Below are 17,778 nucleotides of genomic sequence, written 5' to 3' on the forward strand. Positions count from 1 at the left end.
TCACGGCAAGTTGGTCACGGGTCTCGTCCAGGATGCGCATACCACAACAACGAGCCACCGAACGGGAAGCAACACCTTGATTCCCTGCAAGCCCTTAGATTCCTGTCTTTGGTAGTGGTGGCCTGATCTGGCAGCTCTGCGCCCGCAGGCAGTCACGACGATTCGGTGAGATATGCGGAAATTTCAGATTGCGCGCTTGAGTTTAGATTTGTGCTCTGCCGCCGTCGACGAAAAGTTCGATTCCCGTGACGAAACTGGAGTCATCCGAGGCCAGGAAAAGCGCCGCCTTGGCAACTTCGTCGGGGTCTCCCATGCGACCCATCGGAATGGTGGATACAATGTTCGCGATGGCGACTTGAGGCTGCGCGGCCACAAGCGGCGTTTCGATCGGGCCAGGGCTGAGGACATTGGACCGGATATGGCGATCCTTCAGCTCTACCGTCCATCCTCGAACGAAATTTCGGATGGCGGCCTTGCTTGCGCCGTAGACCGAGAACGCGGGAGTTCCCTTGACGCTCGCAACGGAGCCCGTGAGAATGATGGAGGCGCCATCATTCAAAAGTGGCAGGGCCTTTTGTACCGTGAAGAGCGCTCCCTTCACGTTAATGTTGAAAATTTTGTCGAAATGCTCTTCCGTGACGTCTTCCAGTGAAGCGAACTCGCCTACGCCGGCGTTGGCGAAAACGATATCGATTCGTCCCTTCTCTTTGACGGTCTCATAGAGGTGGTCAAGGTCTGTCAGTTCTGCGACGTCTCCCTGAACACCGCATACGTTGCCGCCGATTGCCTCCACCGCTTCATCGAGCTCTTTTCGGCGGCGGCCCGTGATGAAGACATGGGCGCCCTCTCTGGCGAAGAGCTTTGCTGTGGCCAGTCCGATCCCTGTGGTGCCGCCGGTGATGACCGCTACTTTTCCCTGCAGCTTGCCCATAGTCGCTACTCCCGCTAATGGTATAGACGGCTGATCGGACGACCCAGGTTCCTGGATGGTGCAATCATCTCAATTCGGAAGGATCAGGTCGAGTTGAATTTCCCACGGCCAACGGTGAATTAATCGCCAAGCGGCGGTCCTGCCCAAAGTCCTGGAACCTGCAAACTCCAGCCGTTCGGTGGGCAGCGTCGGCCAGGGGTGCCCAAGGAAATGGCCGAAGTGCTGGCCGGCGGGTGCCGGTCACCTGTCAGGTGGGAACTGGTCGCCGAACATCGGCAGGCCGCTGGCGGACTCGGCGCGGGTCGCCTCATCCTGCAGGACGTCCCAGTGCTCGGCGAGTTTGCCGTTCTCGATGCGCACCACGTCGGCCGCGACCGAGGCGGCGGGGCTGCCGGTGCCGGTGAAGCGGCCGTAGAGCATGACGTAGTCGCCTTCGGCGAGCGCGAGCTGGTGCTCGTAGCGCAGCGTGCCAGGCAGGGAGCGGATCAAGTCGAGCAAGCCCGCGCGCCCTGCTGCGATGTGCGCGCTGTGCTGGATGTAGTGCTTGGACCAGAAGTCTTCGGCGGCGGCGTAATCGCGGTGGTTGAACAGCGTGTCGAACGCTGTCAGCACCAGTGTCCTGTTCTCTTCAGGTGTAGCCATGTCGGCCTCCACGAGGCAACCGATGCGTCCCTATCGAGCCCGTCACAATGTCAATCAACATTGTTTCTACGCCGTCATGCCCGCGATGTCAATGACGACCGACATTGAGATCTTCAACCAGGCTCGCTACAGTCCTCGCAGGAGCTGGGCTTGGGGGAAGACAGTGGGCGTCTCGAAACAGAAGGCAGCGGAGAACCGAGAGGCGATCATCGCCGCCGCGGAGGGCCTGTTCCGCGAGCGCGGCGTCGATGCCGTCGGCCTCGTTGAGCTGATGAGCGCGGCCGGATTGACGCGCGGCGGCTTCTACAATCACTTCGTCTCGAAGGACGCGCTTGTCGACGCTGTCGTCGCCAAGGCCATGGCAGACGGGTTCGGCAACCTCGACGAAGCCATCACGGCATCCCAGGCCCACGGCAGCGACCCGCTCACAGAGCAAATCGACTGGTACCTGTCGCCTGAACACCGCGCCGACATCGAGCACGGCTGCCCCAACACGGGCTTCGCGGGCGATGCCCGCCGGCTGGACCCGGCCAGCCGCGCTCGTTACGCGAAGGGTCTGGCGGCCAATCTCGACCGTTTCACGCAGATCGTCCAAGCAGTCGGGCTCGACGGAGGCGAGCGGCGAGCGCGGGCCATCGCGCTGTTCAGCGAGATGGCGGGCGCCCTGCTGCTGTCACGCGCCGTCGCCGATGCTGACCCGGCTCTCTCTGACGAGATCCTCCGCAGCGCGCGCGCTGACCTGCGCAGCCGTACCGGTACCGCGTAGGGTCGTGGATCACCTTCCGACGTGGTGAGGCCACCCAATCGGGTGCGAGTTGGCTATGGATTCGGTTGCCGGTGTCAGCGGTCGTCGAGCCGACCGAGGTCTATCTGAGGAACCTGGTGTCCGTTGCCGGTCTGGTACCGGTGCTGCGTCTTGCCAAACGGGCGGGCTCAACGGGTTTCGTTCAAGAACGTGGCGGGGCGAACCCGGCGGCGCGACCTGCCGAGAGTGCAACCCGCCGGCTGAGCTTCGACCGGATCGCTGAAAAGGCGTTGCTCATCGAGGTCGTTCAGGATCGTGCCCGCCAGCGGTACGGAACCGACGTCATCAAGCTCGCCGGCCTGACAGCACCGCTGTAGGGCTGGGTTGGCGACGGTCGTAGGAAGCGTCGGCTGAGATCCTCCTCAGAGGGCGTCTTTGGGGCCGGTCAGGTGGTGGCGGGGGTGTGGAAGTAATGGCCCTTGGCGAGGTCTTCGAGCAGGCCGGGGTGGGTGGGCTGCCAACCGAGCAGTTCGCGGGTCAGGGTGTTCGACACCGGGACGTCGAGGCTCATGAAAGGGCTCAGCCAGGTGAAGTGCTCCTCCGCGGCCTCGGGGGCCACAGAGGTCACCGGTACGTCGAGGTGGTGGCCGATCACCTCGGCGATGTCGTGGAGCGCGACGCCCTCCTCCGCGACGCCGTGCAGCGCCGATCCGGCGGGCGCCTTCTCGACGGCCAGGCGGAACAGCCGTGCAATGTCGAGGCGGTGGACTGCCGGCCAGCGGTTTGTGCCGTCGCCGATGCAGGCGGAGACGTTCTTGGCGCAGGCGGTGGCGACCAGGTGCGGCACCCAGCCGTAGTCCCCCTCGCCGTGGACGGTCGGAGAGACCCGCACCACCGATGAGCGGACGCCGCGCGAGGCAAACGCGAGCGCGGCCTGGGCGGTGGCTGACCGAATCACATACGGCGAGCCGTCGATGGTGGGCGCATCCCGTTCGGTCACCGTGCGCCCCGTCGGGAAGCCGATGAAGCCGGTGGCGAGGACGAGGGGGCGATCGGTGCCTGCGAGCGCATCGCCGAAGGTGTCGACGACGCGGCGATCGACATCGGCGGCGCCCTGGTAATCGCCGGTGAACGCGCGCTCGCCATTGAAGGCGAGGTGGATCACCCCGTCCGACGCGGCAGCCGTGTCCCGCAGGACCTCAAGGTCGTCGAGGGTGCCACGGACGACCTCCACGCCAGCGGCGGTGAGTGCGGCGGCGGAGGCGTCGGAGCGGGCGAGCCCGACGACCTGGTGCCCCGCGTCGATGAGCTCGGGAACGACAGCGGAGCCGATGAAGCCGGACGCGCCGGTCACAAAGATGCGCATGAGAAACCCCAACACTTGACTTCAGTTACTGCAATCACCTTACATCTGATTGCAGTCACTGTAATCACGTAGGATCTACCCATGGGTAGATGGGAGCCGAACGCGCGCGGGCGCCTGGCGACAGCGGCGCTGGAGCTCTACAGCGAGCGCGGATACGAGCAGACGACCGTGGCGGAGATCGCCAAACGCGCCGGGCTCACGGAGCGGACCTTCTTCAATCACTACGCCGACAAGCGCGAGGTGCTGTTCGCCACCGCCGGCGAGTTTCAGGACCGGTTTGTGGGGGCGGTCTCCGGCGCCCTGAAGTCCGTAGCGCCGATCGACGCTCTGGCCGCGGGCCTTGACGCGATCGCCGGGATGCTCGCCGACCAACGCGACTTCGTGCGCACTCGACAGGCTGTGATCATGTCGAACCCCGAGCTCCAGGAGCGCGACCTGATCAAGCTCGCCTCGACCTCGGCCGCGCTTGCCGACACCCTGCGCCAGCACGGCGTTACGGAACCGGGCGCGAGCCTGGCCGCCGAGGCAGGGGTCGCCCTCTTCAAAGTCGGCTTCCATCGCTGGATCGCGGCGGACGAGGAACGCGAGCTGTCGCTGTTGATGCGGGAGGCAGTGGACGCACTCAAGGCCGTGACTGCGGGCGGTTAGGGGTTTCTCAGGGATTGCCGCGCGGGCGTGCACGTGAAGTCGTACACCGACCTCTGCACATGAGGACGTACGCGGACGGGAGTGGTGGGCTGACCATCGAGATCCTTGATGGACGGGTATCGGAGCTGGCTGGCCTTTGACGTGGCGTGTGGAGGTGGGCGCCATGGTGTCGTTGCCGCAGGAACTTCAGGAGCGTGAGGCTGCAGCCCGGCGGCGGGTTGCTGAACTCCAGGACGGTATCGAGGAGTTGACTCTCCCACTGGAGAAGATCCGGGAGGATCTGTCCCGGTTGGTGATCGTGTGGGAGGCCGTCGTGGAGGTGCTCACGGATCTGTCGGCCGCGGAGGCGGAGCCGGAGCCGGAGATGTCCGGGGAAGGCGCGGTGGTGACGAAGGGTGCGGCGGCGCCTCGTGGGGTGGGAGTGATGATGGTCCCGCCGTGACGGGAGGGACTGTCGGCGTCCGTTTTGCCGGATATGTACCGGGATGTCGTGGAGGTCGTGACGGACGCGCCGGGGTCGGTGCAGGGCCAAGCAGGTTGTGTCGCGGATCGGTTCGGAAGCGACGACGGGGAAGATCGAGGGGACCGGGGGGAGCTGAAGCGGCTGGTGGAGCGGGGCCGGCCGGACAAGGAGGCGCCGGGGCGCCCCGACGTCCTGATCATGCTCAGTTTCCCCGGCGTCGCCCCCGCATCCTTGGCACAGCCTCGCTGTGGCTGCCGAGTGGGGCTCGGCATGGAGCGCGCTCATGCTCCTGACTCACTGATTGCAGGTGTAGAAGGTGCAGAGGCGTAGATCGACGACTCCTGGCAGCCGCAGGATCTGCTCCTTGAGCCTGTCCTGGCTCTGGCCTTCCGTGAAGCTGTCGGGCATCCCCACGTCGAGCACGAGCTGGCCAGGTCGCCATTCCGTGACCTCAACCTGTGTGGCTCCGAAGTCCCACAGCTGTTCCTTGCGCTGATTGAAGTCCTGGTCGTGATACCGGCTGGTGGAGTCGAGTGTCGCGCGGTAGTGAGGGGGTGGCTCGTTCTCCGGGTCTCACGGTGCGAAGAGGATCAGCGCCGGGATCACCGCGGCCGCCGCAGCCACGCAGAGTGCGCCCAGTAACCATCGCGCTCCGGGACGGTTGCCGCCGTCCGCGTAGGCTGCGACGAGGAACAGCACAGCCGCGGGTAAGAACAGGAACATGCCCATGATTGCGCCGACCGTCGCCCAGGCCAGCAGCCCGGCTCCTACGACGAGGCAGGCTTGGGCAAATCCCTTGGGGTGGTCCAGCATCGCGACCGGGATGGCGGCGGCCGTCATGGCGATGATGACAAATCCAACAAAAGGCGTAAACAGTACGGTCATGCCTACGGCCGCTACGGTCGCCGCCACGGCCCACCCCGACTGTCGGACCAACACTCTCTGACGCTCTGTCATCCTGACCTCTTCGTCTTGAACGTGTTCAACTGAACGCGTTCAACTTAGAGGTCGCGCGGATAGGCGCGGTTGGGAGATGCCGGCAGCAGAACGGGCACAGCTCCGGTTGATCATGGAGTTGCGACGCTCTGTGGTCATTGAGGAGACCTGTGCCCGCGCTACCGTCGTGGGTGGAGCGCTCTGAGGCCAATTCGCGGGCCTGCTGCCCGAGTGGCCGGGGTACCACCCGGACCGTCCACTCGGCTGCCACCGCCGACGCATCAGTGACCGGCGGCCGCGCTCGGGTGTGCGTTGACCCACGGGCCGGAAACGCAGGCGCTGTTGTTCGCGAAGGGGTGCAGGTCTCGCTGGCGTCGAGTGGCCCCGGTTCGGTTGCTGTCGCCGGCTGTGGTGCGCTGTTCGAATGGAGTGGCAGTGCGGCTCAGGATGACTCAGTGCGGCCAGGGGGCGGTGCCGCCGTCGACGCCGAGGGTCATGCCGGTGACGTAGCTCGCGCGGTCGCTGAGGAGCCAGGCGGCGGCTTCGGCGATCTCGTCCGGTTGGCCAGGGCGGCCCAGGGCGGCGAGGGAGCTGAGGTGCTCGACGATGCTCGGGTCGCGCTGCTGCCAGGAGACCATCATCTCGGTCATCGTGGCGCCTGGCGCGATGGCGTTGACGCGGACACCGTCGCGGCCGTATTCGGCTGCGGCGGCGCGGCTCAAGGCGATGACGGCGGCCTTCGTTGCCCCGTACACGCTCTGCCCGGCAGCGCCGAAGGTGCCTCCGATGCTGCTGATGTTCACGATCGAGCCGCCAGCGGCGCCCTCCGCGGTCATCGCCTGCAGTTCGGCGCGCATCGCCAGCCACACGCCCTTGAAGTTGGTCTCGAGGACGGAGTCGAAGGTCTCGTCGGTGACCTCCGCGAGGCGGCCGCCGCCCTGGGTTCGGCCGGCATTGTTCAGGGCACCGTCGAGGCGCCCCCACCTCTCGACCGCGGCCGCGACGGCTCGTTGCAGTTCGCCGGCGTCGGTGGTGTCGGCCTGAACGGCGAGGACGTTGTCTCCACCGGCGGCGATGTCCTTTGCGACACGGTCGAGTTCGGCTTTGCGGCGGGCTGTGATGACGACGTTCGCGCCTTCGCGGGCGAACAGACGCGCGGCGGATTCGCCGATGCCGGAAGAGGCGCCGGTGATGAGGATGGTCTTGCCTGCGAGCAGATCGGTCATGGGTGTTGCTCCATCGTGCGGGTTCTCGCTCGGTCCAGGGCCGGATCGGCGAGGAGTCAGTTATGTGCCCGGTCCCCGACGAGCGCATGGATGAGCGCGTTGCGGACGACGGCGGACGTCGCGTCGTTGTCGGGGTTCGCGGCGACGGCGTGGGCGACACCGCGCAGGGCTGCGCGGAGCGCGTTCGTCGCCAGCGCTGCGGTGATCCCAGGCCGGAGGGCGCCTGCCTGCTCGAGCTCGTCGAAACCGGCGCGCAGCAGCGCGCCGCTTCGTTCGACCTGGCTAGGCAGCGGGCCCGATGTCGGGTACATCGCCGGGTAGAGACCCGGGTAGGCGAGCGCGAATGCGATGTGCGCGTCCCATCCTGCGGCGACGCGGGCACGCGGGTCCGCGTCATCCACCGGGGTAGCGGTGTCCTTGCGGTGGAGGTACTCCTCGAACGCCACGTCGACGACCGCGCGGATCAGTCCCGACCGGTCGCCGAAGTGGTGGTAAAGCGACGGGGCCTGTACACCTGCGGCGGTGCAGACCGCGCGCGTGGAGACCGCGTCGACACCGTCGCGTGTGGCGATCTCGAAGGCGGCGGCGAGCAGTCGCTCGCGGGCGCCACCGGCTGTATTCTGTAGCATTGCTACAATGTAGCACCGCTATAGAAACTTAGGTAACATGACTCCCGGTGCATGGCTATAAGCGTGCAGTCATGGTCGGCGGTTCGGGCGTTCGTCCCAGCGGTGAGTCGTCCATGCCCGCCGGATCAGACTGCGCACGGTGATGATCGCGTCGGCGAGGTCGAAGAATGCGTCGACGACGGTGGCGCGCCGCTCGTAGCAGCGGGCGAGCCGGTGGAAGGCGTTGGTGCGTTCCACGTGCCAACGCTGACTGGCCTGGATGGGCGCCTTCTCCCGCTTGTGCGCGATGTGGCCGTGCAGGCCGCGTTCGTTAACGAGCTTGGGATCGATTGGGTTCGGGGTGTGCTGGCCTGGCGGGTCGGCTGGTGGGTGATCAGCGAGCGGCCGTACGGGCGAGCGCCAGTTCGGTGCTGGTCTTGTGGCGGGTCGCCCTGCGGGCCGAGCGGTCGGAGACCAGACCGGCGATGGCGAGGTGGGTCTCGGCGTAGGTCTCGCGGCGGCTGGTGAATCGCTGGAGTGGCCGCCACTGCTTGTACTCGGCGTTGGTGTGCTCGACGCAGATTCGCTTCGAGGACTGGCGGCGGCGCTGTTCGCGCCAGGCATGGTGCTCGCCGTGCCGGGCGTCGTCCTTCGGCTTCTTGGGTGGGGCGTCGATCTGGCCGGGGAACTCGTTGGCGAGGCCCCGGTATCCCTCGTCGACCTTCGCTTTGACCTCGGGGTGCTGCCTGAACTGCTCAGCGATCCCTTCGGTGCGCACCGCGGTCTGGTCGTGCATGCGGCCGGGCCGCACCACCCCGCTGAACAGGGTGCGGCCCTGGCCGTCGCTGAAGGTGGTGGTCTTGATGGTGTTCTGCTTCTTCTTCCCGGACACGAAGGCCTTGCGGCCGGGACGGCTCGCGCGGGGGCGGCGGACCTGGACCTCGGTTCCGTCGATCCGCAACTCGACGCGCTCGGCGTCGGCGTAGGCGAACAGATCCTCCATCGTGCGCAGCCGCAGTCCGGGCCGGTCGGGGACGGCGAAGCCCCGGGCTGCCAGCAGTGGGCGGACCTCGCGGACCGAGCCGGAGACGGTGGAGCGGTCCACCCCGTAGAGCTCGGCGAGAGCCGCGTGCGGCAGACCCAGGCGCAGGTGCACCAGCGTGACCAGCAGCCGGTCGATGAACACCAGCCGCCGCTTCGGCCCGGCGCCTGCCGACCGACGCCGGTCTCCACCGCGCCGCTCACGCAGTGCCGATTCCCGTGCGGCCTCCCACCGCGGAGCAAGTTCTTCGAGCAACTCGCCGAAGTGTGCGCGGGAGATACCGGACAGGGCAGGATGGGAACAGCCCGCACGGGCCCAGGCAAGCGTCACAACTCGCCCAACCCGTGCGGCCCCTTCTGCGTCACGGTGTCGGCGTACGCGGCAAAGTGCTCGGCCAGGTACACGGAAACGTGCTCGGCTCAGTGGTGCCGACTGGGCCGCAGGAGGCACAGGTCGGTGGTCCCCAAATTCGGGTGACATTGCTCCTTTCCATAGGCATGATCGGCCAGTTGCTCTGACACATCTTCTTCGGGGGTCCGCCACGTCCATCGATCTCGAACTCGTAGCCCGGTTGATGCCGTGGTCGGCGGCTGACCCGGATGGGAACGCCTTCGAGTGGAACGACGAGGAGGAGGCGTGGCTCACCGCGCAGCTCGTCTTGATCGCGCCCGCGGTCGACGCTGAGCAGGGGGAGAAGTCCCGCTTCACGAGCGAGGCCACGAGGCTCCTGGTGTCCCGATACGGCCGGTGGGCCTGCGGCTGGGACTGGGAGGTCCGCAACGGCGGCGCCGTCACAGGCTGGTGCTGCTCTTCGCACTCGGTCGGGGATCCGGCGGAGACTGCAGCGCGGGTCGTGGCCTGTCTGCTGGAGTGGCGGGACTGGCTGGAGGACATGGCCAACCGGTTTGAGCGCCTTGCTCCGCCACCAGAGGCGGACGCGGAGGACCGCAGCTGGCACCTGGAGCGAGCAGCGATCCGCCTGGTAACAACGGTCGTGGACCACACTGGTGCCGAGTCGGGGTGGCACAATCTCTGCTGCGCTGTGCTGACCTGGTTTTTGTCCTCCGCCGGCCTGGGACCGGAGGATGCGCAGAGGGCGGTCGAAGCGGCGATCGGCGGCCGGTTCCGAAGCTGGTCCGCGCCCACCCGGACCGTGCTGGATACGGTGGGTCAGGACCTGGCGGTCAGTCTGACAGGCCGCAGGCCCTACCGTGACTGGTGACGCACTGACCGTGTGGTGCCAGGTCAGGCAGCAGGTCGACTGGGCGTCGGCGGCAACCGCGACCCCGGCATCCGTGCAGCCTGCCGTCGACGGGCTCGCCGCCTGGTTCGACGGCCCGGTCCGACACCGCGACCCTGACCGTGCCGACCGGCTCCTCGCCGCGATGGCCCTGTCCCGCACCGCGGCAGCACGAGGAGAACCGCTCACCCCCGCCCTGCTCGACGACTGGCAGCGGCTGGTCCTCGGCCTGCCCGACGTGCGCTACCGCCAGGGCGACGCCTTCGCCAAGGGCGGCCGGGAACGATACGGGCTGACGGGGCACACCTGGCGGGACTTCGCCGCCTGCCTGAGCCAGAGCACCGACCCCGCGGTCTCCTTGCCCGCCCGCGCGGCCAGGGCGTACCTGGACGTCGCCTTCTTCCACCCCTACCCGGACGGCAACGCCCGCCTGGCCCTGCTGGCCCTCGCACACATTCTGGAAGTAGCGGGAGTGCGCCTGGACCAAGTGGGTCCGCTACAGACCACCCGCTATGCGGACGATCAAGCCGGCGCAGCGGACCTCGCGGTCCTGATCGCCGTCCTGATCCGCGTCGCCCACCGTCGGGCAGCCGCAGCACCGCGCTGACAGAAGTCGCCGCGCATTCTTCTGTACGCGGCTGAGCACGTTTCCGTGTACGCCGACACACGGGTCCGCCGCCACCCTCACTAACGCTCCCAAGCTCGTAAGCACAGCGCGGGTCTTGTCCGAGTCGTAGCCGGCGTCCAGGTGCACGGTGACGTCGACGGGCAGCGTCCCCAGATCGTCCAGGCGGTCCAGGGTCGGGGCGAGCAGCGGGGAGTCGTGCCGGTTGGCTCCGGCCAGGACACGACCGAGCGGAATGCCGTACCCGTCCGTCATGCCCGAGCGTTTCAGGCCCCGTTTGCCGCGGTCGACCGGGGAACGCCCGGCCACTTCGCCGCCTCCGGGTGCCTTGGTGATGGAGCCGTCCACGGCGATCTGGTCGAGGACGAGGGCGACGATCCGGTCGCAGGACTCCAGCGCGATCTGCTTGAGCCGGGCGAAGACGCCCAGTCGTATCCACTCGTCGCGGCGGCTGCGGATCGTGGTGACCGAGCAGGTCGTGTCGGCGATCGCCTCATAAGAACAGCCGAAGCGCAGCAGCTGCAGCATCTTGTCGAAGACAATCCGGTCGCTGATGCGCCGGCGGTGGCAGCCGAGCGGATGGTCCGGGTGGTACTCCGCCCGCCCGGGCAGCAGGGCCGCGAATTGGTCCCAGAGCGGTTCGGTGAGCCATGATGGCAGCGCGGGCACAGGTCTCCTCAGTGATCACAGAGCGTCGTAACTCCATGATCACCGGGACCTGTGCCCGTTCTGCTGCCGGTGTCCCCAACGCGCCTGTCCGCGCGACCTCTCATCAAATGCGCGAGGCGCCTGGGTAGGGTTCGAGGGGGCGGCTCAAGCTTGACCGGCGCCCCAGGGGGCTGTTGGCGTCGACTGTCAACTGACAACCCCACAAGCGGGATCTCGCCCACCGCCCCAGGCGCTCACCCGTCATGTGAAGGGCGCAGTCACACCGGTCTCGTAGCGGGCGGTCGGAGAGTCGGACGGCCCGGCCCCGCGCCACCGAAACCCGTACGCGGCAAGCGGGGGCGACGAGCCAGCCGGCGGACCCGCAGGAAGCGCCCCCTGCCAGGCCACGCGGCCCTGGTAGGACTTGGTGAGGTGTACGCACTGGTGGCGTGTCTTGGTAGCCGTAGGCGCGTTGATGGTGTGTGACACCTGAGAAGATGGATCAAGTCCGGGAGGACCTGGAGGCTTTCACGGTGGAGACGTCCGGGGCCCTTGGGTGCAGCCGTCCGTGCCGGAGCACGCTTCGAACGCGGCCGCCTCGTCGAACGTCCCGAAGTCCGCGCGGCATGAATGGCCGCAATCGATGCCGGCCATCAGCCAGGGCCTCAGGTCACGCGCGCGGGAAGCGGGCGCGCATCGCATCGATGCATGTGTCCCGGGACGTGGGTCCGCCGAACCGGAGACGGTCATAGGCGCTGAACGCCGGTTCCAGCGAGTCGAGTTCATCGATCAGGGCGTGCAGCCGCTCCGCCCACTGCGCTGAACCGGCATCCGGCTCGTTCGCTGCGGCACTGATCGCGGTCGTCAGGTAATCCTTGCGCTGCATGGAGGCCGGGGTCACCGAGTGCAGGCACACGTACCGTCCGCTGAGATAGGCATTCCACTCCGCTTTCCCGCTGACAGGGTCGGTCCAGCGAGCGTTGAACCACGCTTCGAGCTGGTCTACGCCGCCCGCTTCGTCGGCGAGAGCGAACAGGTCGACCGGCACCATCTCTGCACCGTCGGAGCGCAGATATGCCGGAAGCGGCAGACGCTGCCCCAGCATCAGCCGGCGGACCACGTCGCTATCGCTGCCATGGACTGCGCACAGGTTCTCCAGGTCAATGAACTGCGCGCTGACATACGCGTCGTCGGCATCGGTCATGGGATGGTCGCCGTTTACCTCGCGGAACCGCTCGACGAGCTGCTGCTTCAGGTCTGTCTCCGACATTGGGTGGTCCTCCGGTGTCACCAGCGCAGGCCTCTCCCACACAGGATTCCGCAAGCTACCGGCCGAATGGTTCGGCACTCACCGAACCATCGAATGAATCAGGGTGCCCGAGACACCCTCGCCCTCAGACGTACGCCCGTCCCCCGACGGAGCGACCCGTTCTCGCCCCGTCAGTTCGTGTTGCGACGCAGCCGAACGCGGTACGAGTAGTGCTCCGGCAGGAAGTAGCTCACGGAGAGCTCGACCGGCACACCGGAAGGGGCGAGGTACAGCCGGTCGATACGCAGCAGGGGATGCCCCGTGTCGCAGCCTAGCCGCGCGGCCACCTCGGGGCCGGCCAGCGAGACCGTGACGGACTGCGCGGCCTCCGCGATGGGTTCGGGGAGGCGGCCTTCCAGGAGGCCGATCACCGTGGCCCGACTGTGCTTTCCCTCCTCCGTCACTTCGGGGTGGTTGGTCAGCAATTCCCCTACGTCCGGTGGAAGATAGACGATCGTCAGGCAGAACGGGACGTCCTCGTGCAGCCGTAGGAAGGCCAGCCGGTCCACCCGGTCGGACGCCAGACGCAGTCGTCCGGCCGCGTCGATGTCCACCTGGCGCCGCAGGGGTGACACCAAACGCATCGTGGTGTCGAGGGACAGCGCCATGAGGTCTTCGATCGAGCTGAACTGTCGCGAGTACTGCTCCTCCTGGGGCGCTGCGAACGTGCCCCGCCCGGGGACCCGGCGGACGAGTCCTTCGGACACCAGGTCCTGGAACGCGCGCCGCACGGTCTGGCGACTCAGCCCGCGGGAGGCGGCAAGCTCGGCCTCTGTGGGCAGGCGCACCCCCTCGGGGTACTCGTTCCGCCGGATCGCCTCGCGCAGCTCGTGGGCCAGGCGCACATAGGCGCTGTCCCGCACGCCGGTGCGCCGCGCCTGCGCCTGTTGTGGTTGTTCCGCCCGTGCCATGTCGCCTGCTCACCGCCCTGTCCGTGCCTGAGTCTAATGGCCGTACAGGTGCAGAGGACCAGGTGCCGAACCGCGGGGAGAGCACGGCCGGGACGCGGCCCGGCCCGAACCGGATCCCGACCACGACTCCTCAGGTCTCCAGGCCGCCGCGTGAGACGAGCTGGCCCGCGATCACGTTGCGCTGGATCTCGTTGGTGCCCTCACCGACGATCATCAGAGGGGCGTCGCGGAAGTACCGTTCGACGTCGAACTCGGTGGAATATCCGTAACCGCCGTGGATGCGCATGGCGGTGAGCGCGATCTGCATGGCAGTCTCGGAGGCGAAGAGTTTGGCCATGCCCGCCTCCATGTCCACGCGCCGCCCCGCGTCCGCCTCACGGGCGGCATGCAGGGTGAGCTGGCGGGCGGCGGTCAGCGACGTCGCCATGTCGGCGAGGTAGTTGCCGATCGACTGGTGTTCGTGGATCGGCCGGCCGAAGGTCTCCCGCTCCTGGGCGTAGCGCAGTGAGTCCTCGAAGGCGGCCCGACCGACCCCAAGGGCGCGTGCGGCCACCTGGAGGCGCCCGGTCTCCAAGCCCTTCATCATCTGGCCGAAGCCCTTGCCCTCCACACCTCCGAGCAGTGCGTGGCTGGGAGTGCGGTAGTCGTCGAAGACCAACTCGCAGCTCTCGACGCCCTTGTAGCCGAGCTTGGGAAGATCGCGGGAGACGGTGAGCCCGGGGCCGTGCTCGGCGAGCAGGATCGAGATGCCGCGGTGCTTCGGCTCGGCCGCGGGATCGGTCTTGCACAGCAGTGCGATCAACTGCGAGCGACGGGAGTTGGTGATCCATGTCTTGCTGCCGTTGACAACGTAATCGTCGCCCTCGCGCCGGGCCGTGGTGCGCAGCGCCTGGAGGTCCGAGCCTCCGCCCGGTTCGGTCAGGGCCATGGTCGCCCGGACCTCGCCGGTGGCCATCTTCGGCAGGTATCGGTTCTTCTGTTCCTCGGTGCCGAAGTGGAGCAGCAGCTTGGAGACGACCGTGTGCCCGCCCATGGCGCCGGCCAGGCTCATCCAGCCGCGCGCCAACTCCTCGGTGATCAGGACGTAGCAGGGGGTCGAGACGGGGGTGCCGCCGTACTCCTCGGGTATGGCGAGACCGAAGATCCCCAGGACCTTCATCTGCTCGATGAGGCCCTCGGGATAGGAATTGGCGTGCTCCAACTCCCGTGCGACGGGCCGGACCTCGCGGTCGACGAAGTCTCGTACGGTGCCGACGATCAACTGCTCGTCGGGGGAGAGGTTGTCCAGAGTGCTCACTGTTGCGCCGTCTCCTGGTCATGGTCCGTGGCGTCGATGACGCCCTGGCCGCGCAGCCGCTCGATGTCTGCGCGGGACCGGCCGAGGCCGGTGAGGATGTGCTCGGTGTGTGCTCCCGGAGCCGGTACCGGGTCCATGCGCGGGCTGACCCCGCTGAGGCCGGCCGGCGGGAGCAGCGCCCGCACCGGGCCGGGGGCTCCGGGCACGCTGATGTCGCGCCATCGGTCGCGCTCGGTCAGTGCGGGGTGGTCGAGGAACTCGGCGATGGAATTGACGCCGGCGTTCGCGACGCCGGCCTTGTCCAGTAGTGCCAGGGCGTCGTCGCTGTCCAGTTCGGCGAACCGGGCCGAGATGATCGCCTCGAGTTCGTCGCGGTGGGCGACACGGTCGGCGCCGGTGGCGAAGCGCGGGTCGGCGATCAGGTCGCCGCGGCCGAGGAGGGTGTCGCACAGCGCGATCCACTCCCTCTCGTTCTGAACCGACAGCAGGACGTCCTTGCCGTCGGCCGCGGTGAAGGGGCCGTACGGCGCGATGGTGGCGTGCCGGGCGCCGACGCGCGGGGGCTGGGTGCCGCCGTAGCGTGTGTAGTACGCGGGCTGGCTCATCCACTCGGCGAGCGCGTCGAAGAGGGACACCTCGACCGCGGGTGCACGGCCCGTGGTGGCACGGGTGTAGAGAGCGGAGAGGATGCCGCTGTATGCGTACATCCCGGCCGCGATGTCGGCGACCGAGATGCCGACGCGTGCGGGTTGCTCCGCCGTTCCCGTGATGGACAGCAGACCGGTCTGGCACTGGACGAGGAGGTCGTAGGCCTTGCGCCGCGACCATGATCCGCTCGTGCCGTAGCCGGTGATCGAGCAGGGGATCAGGGACGGGTGGCGAGCCTGCAGGTCCGTGGCGTCGAACCCCATGCGGTCGGCAGCGCCGGGTGCCAGGTTCTGGACGAACACGTCAGCTCCGGAGAGGAGTTCCTCCAGGATCTCCCGCCCGGCCTCCGACTTGAGGTCCAGCGAGAGGGACTCCTTGGAACGGTTGAGCCACACGAAGTAGCTGGCCTGGCCGTACACGGTCGTGTCATAGCGGCGGGCGAAGTCACCGCCGCCCGGACGTTCGACCTTGATGATCCGTGCGCCGAGGTCGGCCAGCTGGCGGGTGGCGAAAGGCGCGGCCACGGCCTGTTCGAGGCTGACGACCGTGATGCCTTCCAGGGGCAGAGGGTGTTGCCGGTCCATGCAGTCCCACCTTCTTCGGTGCCGATCGTCCGCAGGCTATTTGTACGGCCAAATGAGAAGGCCGTCAATGAGGTCATCCACGGTTCTTGGCTGTGCAGTTGATAGGTGCAGGTTGACGAGGAGTGAGTGAAGGGGGACGCTGTCCGGGATTTGTACGGCACAAGCTTCCCGAGTCGGACCGCCTCGAAGACTGGACGCAACGGAGACTGGCATGGCTGACCCTCGACCTCCCGCCTCGGGCCTCGCGCGCTGGCTCGACCCGTGGAGCCCGGCTCCTCTCACCGCTCAGGACGGGCTCGCCGCCGCACCCGTCGCCGCGCTGAGCAATGTGCTCGACCTCGACGCGACAGCCGCCGGCGAGGGGGAGGTGCTGCCGCCCCTCTGGCACTGGCTGCACTTCCTGGAGTGGCCTCCGCACCGGGAGCTGGGTGCTGACGGGCATCCCGCGCACGGGCATTTCCTGCCGCCGCTGCCCGACCGCCGGCGGATGTTCGCCGGCGGTCGGGCCCGGTTCGCGGCTCCGTTGCAGGTGGGTGCGCCCGCGCGGCGGACCAGTGACGTCGCCAAGGTCGAGATCAAGAGGGGGCGTACAGGCGAGATGGCCTTTGTGACGGTCCGTCATGAAATCAGCCAGCATGGTGAGATCTGCGTCACCGAGGAGCAGGACCTCGTCTACCGCAGCGGTGCGGACGAGCAGCGGCGCGCCGGGTTCGAGCTGGACCTCGGCGACGCCGAACCGGCGGACACTGCCTGGCAGTTCGCGCTGCGTCCCACGCCGGCCCTGCTGTTCCGCTACAGCGCGCTCACGGCGAACGCGCACCGCATCCACTACGACCTGCCGTACGCCCGCGACGACGAGGGGTATCCGGGCCTCGTGGTGCACGGGCCCCTGCTGGTCCAGCTCATGCTGGAACTCGCCCGCCGTAACGAACCGCGACGGCAGGTCCGCACGCTGTCGTACCGGCTGCGCAAGCCGGTTTTCGCCGGGGAGCACGTGCGTGTCCTCGGTGACCCGGAGCCCGGCGGGTCTGCGCGGCTGCGTATCGCGACCCGGCGCGACGCGCAGCACGCGAGCGCAGAGGTGGCCTTCGCGTGACGCTAACCTCGGCGCGCCTTGCGGCCGCCCGCGCTTTCCTGTTCGTACCGGGCCACCGGCCCGACCGCTTCGACAAGGCCGCGGCGGCCCACGCCGACACGGTGATCATCGATCTGGAGGACGCGGTTGCCGCCGCGGACAAGGACGCTGCCCGCCGAAGCGCCGGCGACTGGCTGGCAGGCGGGGGTCGGGCGATGATTCGCATCAACGCTCCCGGGACCCCCTGGTACACCGAGGACGTGGATCTTGTCACGTCATACGGCTGCCCCGTGGTGATCCCCAAGGCCGAGGATCCCGTCCTCATCGGACGCGTGGGCGCCGTCTGCGCGGTCGTGCCGCTCGTCGAGACGGCACTCGGAGTGGAGCGCGCCCTGGAAGTGTGCCGCGCGCCGGGCGTCGTACGTGCCGCCTTCGGCAGCGTCGACCTCGCCACCGAGCTCGGCGTCGACCACGACGACACCCTCGCCCTGGCGTACGCACGCACCCGGCTGGTCGTCGCCTGCGCCGCCGCCCGGATCGCCCCACCCGTCGACGGTGTCACCACCGCACTCGACGACGCCGGCGCGCTGGATCAGGACATCCGGCATGCCCGGCGGCTCGGTTTCGGGGGCAAGTTGTGCGTCCACCCCAGGCAAATTTCTCGCGTTCAGGACGGGTTCGCCCCGACAGCGGACCAACTGAGATGGGCACGCGCGGTGCTCGCGGCGGGCGAGGCGGTCTCCGCCGTGGACGGGGTGATGGTCGACAGACCCGTGCGCGAGCGCGCAAGGCGGCTCCTTGCGGCCGACGGCGAGCCCGTGCGGCCTTGACCCG

20 protein-coding genes and 2 pseudogenes are annotated in these 17,778 nt (G+C 67.9%); 9 read left to right on the forward strand and 13 right to left on the reverse strand.

The annotated features are described in order from the left end of the window. Positions 1–202: 202 nt before the first annotated feature. Together ACFVXE_RS11255 and ACFVXE_RS11260 are read right to left on the reverse strand one after the other, a co-directional pair. Complete coding sequence (locus ACFVXE_RS11255; protein WP_389670787.1) at positions 203–931, reverse strand: glucose 1-dehydrogenase; 729 nt, start codon at positions 929–931, stop codon at positions 203–205. 240 nt (positions 932–1,171) lie between these two features. Then, entirely contained in the window at positions 1,172–1,573 is a 402-nt protein-coding gene (locus ACFVXE_RS11260) for a nuclear transport factor 2 family protein (protein ID WP_389670788.1), read from the reverse strand. Between ACFVXE_RS11260 and ACFVXE_RS11265 the strand changes: the two genes are divergently transcribed. Next, positions 1,572–2,339 carry a TetR/AcrR family transcriptional regulator gene (locus ACFVXE_RS11265; protein WP_389670789.1) on the forward strand — a complete coding sequence of 256 codons (768 nt, stop codon included), beginning with the start codon at positions 1,572–1,574 and terminating at the stop codon, positions 2,337–2,339. The two genes, ACFVXE_RS11260 and ACFVXE_RS11265, sit on opposite strands and share 2 nt — an antisense overlap. A 71-nt stretch (positions 2,340–2,410) precedes the next feature. Next, the gene (locus ACFVXE_RS11270) at positions 2,411–2,695 is read left to right on the forward strand and encodes a hypothetical protein (RefSeq protein ID WP_389670790.1); all 285 of its coding nucleotides are present in this window, start codon (positions 2,411–2,413) and stop codon (positions 2,693–2,695) included. 68 nt (positions 2,696–2,763) lie between these two features. Here ACFVXE_RS11270 and ACFVXE_RS11275 read toward each other — a convergent pair whose 3' ends face one another. Continuing rightward, positions 2,764–3,684 (reverse strand): SDR family oxidoreductase, encoded by a 921-nt coding sequence (locus tag ACFVXE_RS11275; RefSeq protein WP_389670791.1) that lies wholly within the window; start codon positions 3,682–3,684, stop codon positions 2,764–2,766. 81 nt (positions 3,685–3,765) lie between these two features. On the opposite strand from ACFVXE_RS11275, the gene ACFVXE_RS11280 reads away from it, so the two are divergent. Next, positions 3,766–4,332 (forward strand): TetR/AcrR family transcriptional regulator, encoded by a 567-nt coding sequence (locus tag ACFVXE_RS11280; protein WP_389670792.1) that lies wholly within the window; start codon positions 3,766–3,768, stop codon positions 4,330–4,332. A 163-nt stretch (positions 4,333–4,495) separates the two neighbouring features. After that, positions 4,496–4,774: a hypothetical protein gene (locus ACFVXE_RS11285; RefSeq protein ID WP_389670793.1), complete on the forward strand. Its 279-nt coding sequence runs from the start codon at positions 4,496–4,498 to the stop codon at positions 4,772–4,774. Between the two features lie 594 nt (positions 4,775–5,368). Here ACFVXE_RS11285 and ACFVXE_RS11290 read toward each other — a convergent pair. Further along, positions 5,369–5,680, reverse strand: a complete 312-nt coding sequence (locus tag ACFVXE_RS11290; protein ID WP_389670794.1) for a hypothetical protein — start codon at positions 5,678–5,680, stop codon at positions 5,369–5,371. 221 nt (positions 5,681–5,901) lie between these two features. On the opposite strand from ACFVXE_RS11290, the pseudogene ACFVXE_RS11295 reads away from it, so the two are divergent. Beyond that, a pseudogene (locus ACFVXE_RS11295) lies at positions 5,902–6,023 on the forward strand (IS5/IS1182 family transposase); the annotation flags it as partial. Positions 6,024–6,183: 160 nt separating this feature from the next. Here ACFVXE_RS11295 and ACFVXE_RS11300 read toward each other — a convergent pair. From ACFVXE_RS11300 to ACFVXE_RS11315, 4 genes and pseudogenes are all read right to left on the reverse strand, one after another. After that, the gene (locus ACFVXE_RS11300; RefSeq protein ID WP_389670795.1) at positions 6,184–6,957 is read right to left on the reverse strand and encodes an SDR family NAD(P)-dependent oxidoreductase; all 774 of its coding nucleotides are present in this window, start codon (positions 6,955–6,957) and stop codon (positions 6,184–6,186) included. A gap of 56 nt (positions 6,958–7,013) precedes the next feature. Next, positions 7,014–7,586, reverse strand: a complete 573-nt coding sequence (locus tag ACFVXE_RS11305) for a TetR/AcrR family transcriptional regulator (protein ID WP_389670796.1) — start codon at positions 7,584–7,586, stop codon at positions 7,014–7,016. A gap of 69 nt (positions 7,587–7,655) precedes the next feature. Beyond that, positions 7,656–7,901, reverse strand: a pseudogene (locus ACFVXE_RS11310) (IS5/IS1182 family transposase); the annotation flags it as partial. Positions 7,902–7,959: 58 nt separating this feature from the next. Next, positions 7,960–8,862 carry a transposase family protein gene (locus ACFVXE_RS11315; protein ID WP_389670797.1) on the reverse strand — a complete coding sequence of 301 codons (903 nt, stop codon included), beginning with the start codon at positions 8,860–8,862 and terminating at the stop codon, positions 7,960–7,962. A 319-nt stretch (positions 8,863–9,181) separates the two neighbouring features. On the opposite strand from ACFVXE_RS11315, the gene ACFVXE_RS11320 reads away from it, so the two are divergent. After that, positions 9,182–9,829, forward strand: coding sequence for a hypothetical protein (locus tag ACFVXE_RS11320; protein ID WP_389670798.1), 648 nt, complete (start codon positions 9,182–9,184; stop codon positions 9,827–9,829). Further along, positions 9,819–10,454, forward strand: coding sequence for a hypothetical protein (locus ACFVXE_RS11325; protein ID WP_389670799.1), 636 nt, complete (start codon positions 9,819–9,821; stop codon positions 10,452–10,454). The genes ACFVXE_RS11320 and ACFVXE_RS11325 overlap by 11 nt, the downstream gene beginning before the upstream one ends. Here ACFVXE_RS11325 and ACFVXE_RS11330 read toward each other — a convergent pair. From ACFVXE_RS11330 to ACFVXE_RS11350, 5 genes are all read right to left on the reverse strand, one after another. Beyond that, positions 10,344–11,141 carry an IS5 family transposase gene (locus ACFVXE_RS11330; protein WP_389670800.1) on the reverse strand — a complete coding sequence of 266 codons (798 nt, stop codon included), beginning with the start codon at positions 11,139–11,141 and terminating at the stop codon, positions 10,344–10,346. The two genes, ACFVXE_RS11325 and ACFVXE_RS11330, sit on opposite strands and share 111 nt — an antisense overlap. Before the next feature lie 649 nt (positions 11,142–11,790). Beyond that, positions 11,791–12,390, reverse strand: a complete 600-nt coding sequence (locus ACFVXE_RS11335) for a DUF6058 family natural product biosynthesis protein (protein WP_389670801.1) — start codon at positions 12,388–12,390, stop codon at positions 11,791–11,793. A gap of 170 nt (positions 12,391–12,560) precedes the next feature. Beyond that, positions 12,561–13,340 (reverse strand): GntR family transcriptional regulator, encoded by a 780-nt coding sequence (locus tag ACFVXE_RS11340; protein WP_389670802.1) that lies wholly within the window; start codon positions 13,338–13,340, stop codon positions 12,561–12,563. 130 nt (positions 13,341–13,470) lie between these two features. After that, positions 13,471–14,637 (reverse strand): acyl-CoA dehydrogenase family protein, encoded by a 1,167-nt coding sequence (locus tag ACFVXE_RS11345; RefSeq protein WP_389670803.1) that lies wholly within the window; start codon positions 14,635–14,637, stop codon positions 13,471–13,473. Continuing rightward, the gene (locus ACFVXE_RS11350; protein ID WP_389670804.1) at positions 14,634–15,869 is read right to left on the reverse strand and encodes a CaiB/BaiF CoA transferase family protein; all 1,236 of its coding nucleotides are present in this window, start codon (positions 15,867–15,869) and stop codon (positions 14,634–14,636) included. Before ACFVXE_RS11350 ends, ACFVXE_RS11345 begins: the two co-directional genes overlap by 4 nt. A 211-nt stretch (positions 15,870–16,080) precedes the next feature. Here ACFVXE_RS11350 and ACFVXE_RS11355 point away from each other — a divergent pair, with 211 nt between their 5' ends. Together ACFVXE_RS11355 and ACFVXE_RS11360 are read left to right on the forward strand one after the other, a co-directional pair. Further along, on the forward strand, positions 16,081–16,965 hold the full coding sequence (locus ACFVXE_RS11355) for a MaoC family dehydratase N-terminal domain-containing protein (RefSeq protein ID WP_389670805.1): 885 nt from the start codon (positions 16,081–16,083) through the stop codon (positions 16,963–16,965). After that, positions 16,962–17,774, forward strand: coding sequence for an HpcH/HpaI aldolase/citrate lyase family protein (locus tag ACFVXE_RS11360; RefSeq protein ID WP_389670806.1), 813 nt, complete (start codon positions 16,962–16,964; stop codon positions 17,772–17,774). The genes ACFVXE_RS11355 and ACFVXE_RS11360 overlap by 4 nt, the downstream gene beginning before the upstream one ends. Positions 17,775–17,778: the final 4 nt, after the last annotated feature.

Source organism: Streptomyces sp. NPDC058231, from assembly GCF_042882275.1.
GTDB lineage: Bacteria > Actinomycetota > Actinomycetes > Streptomycetales > Streptomycetaceae > Streptomyces.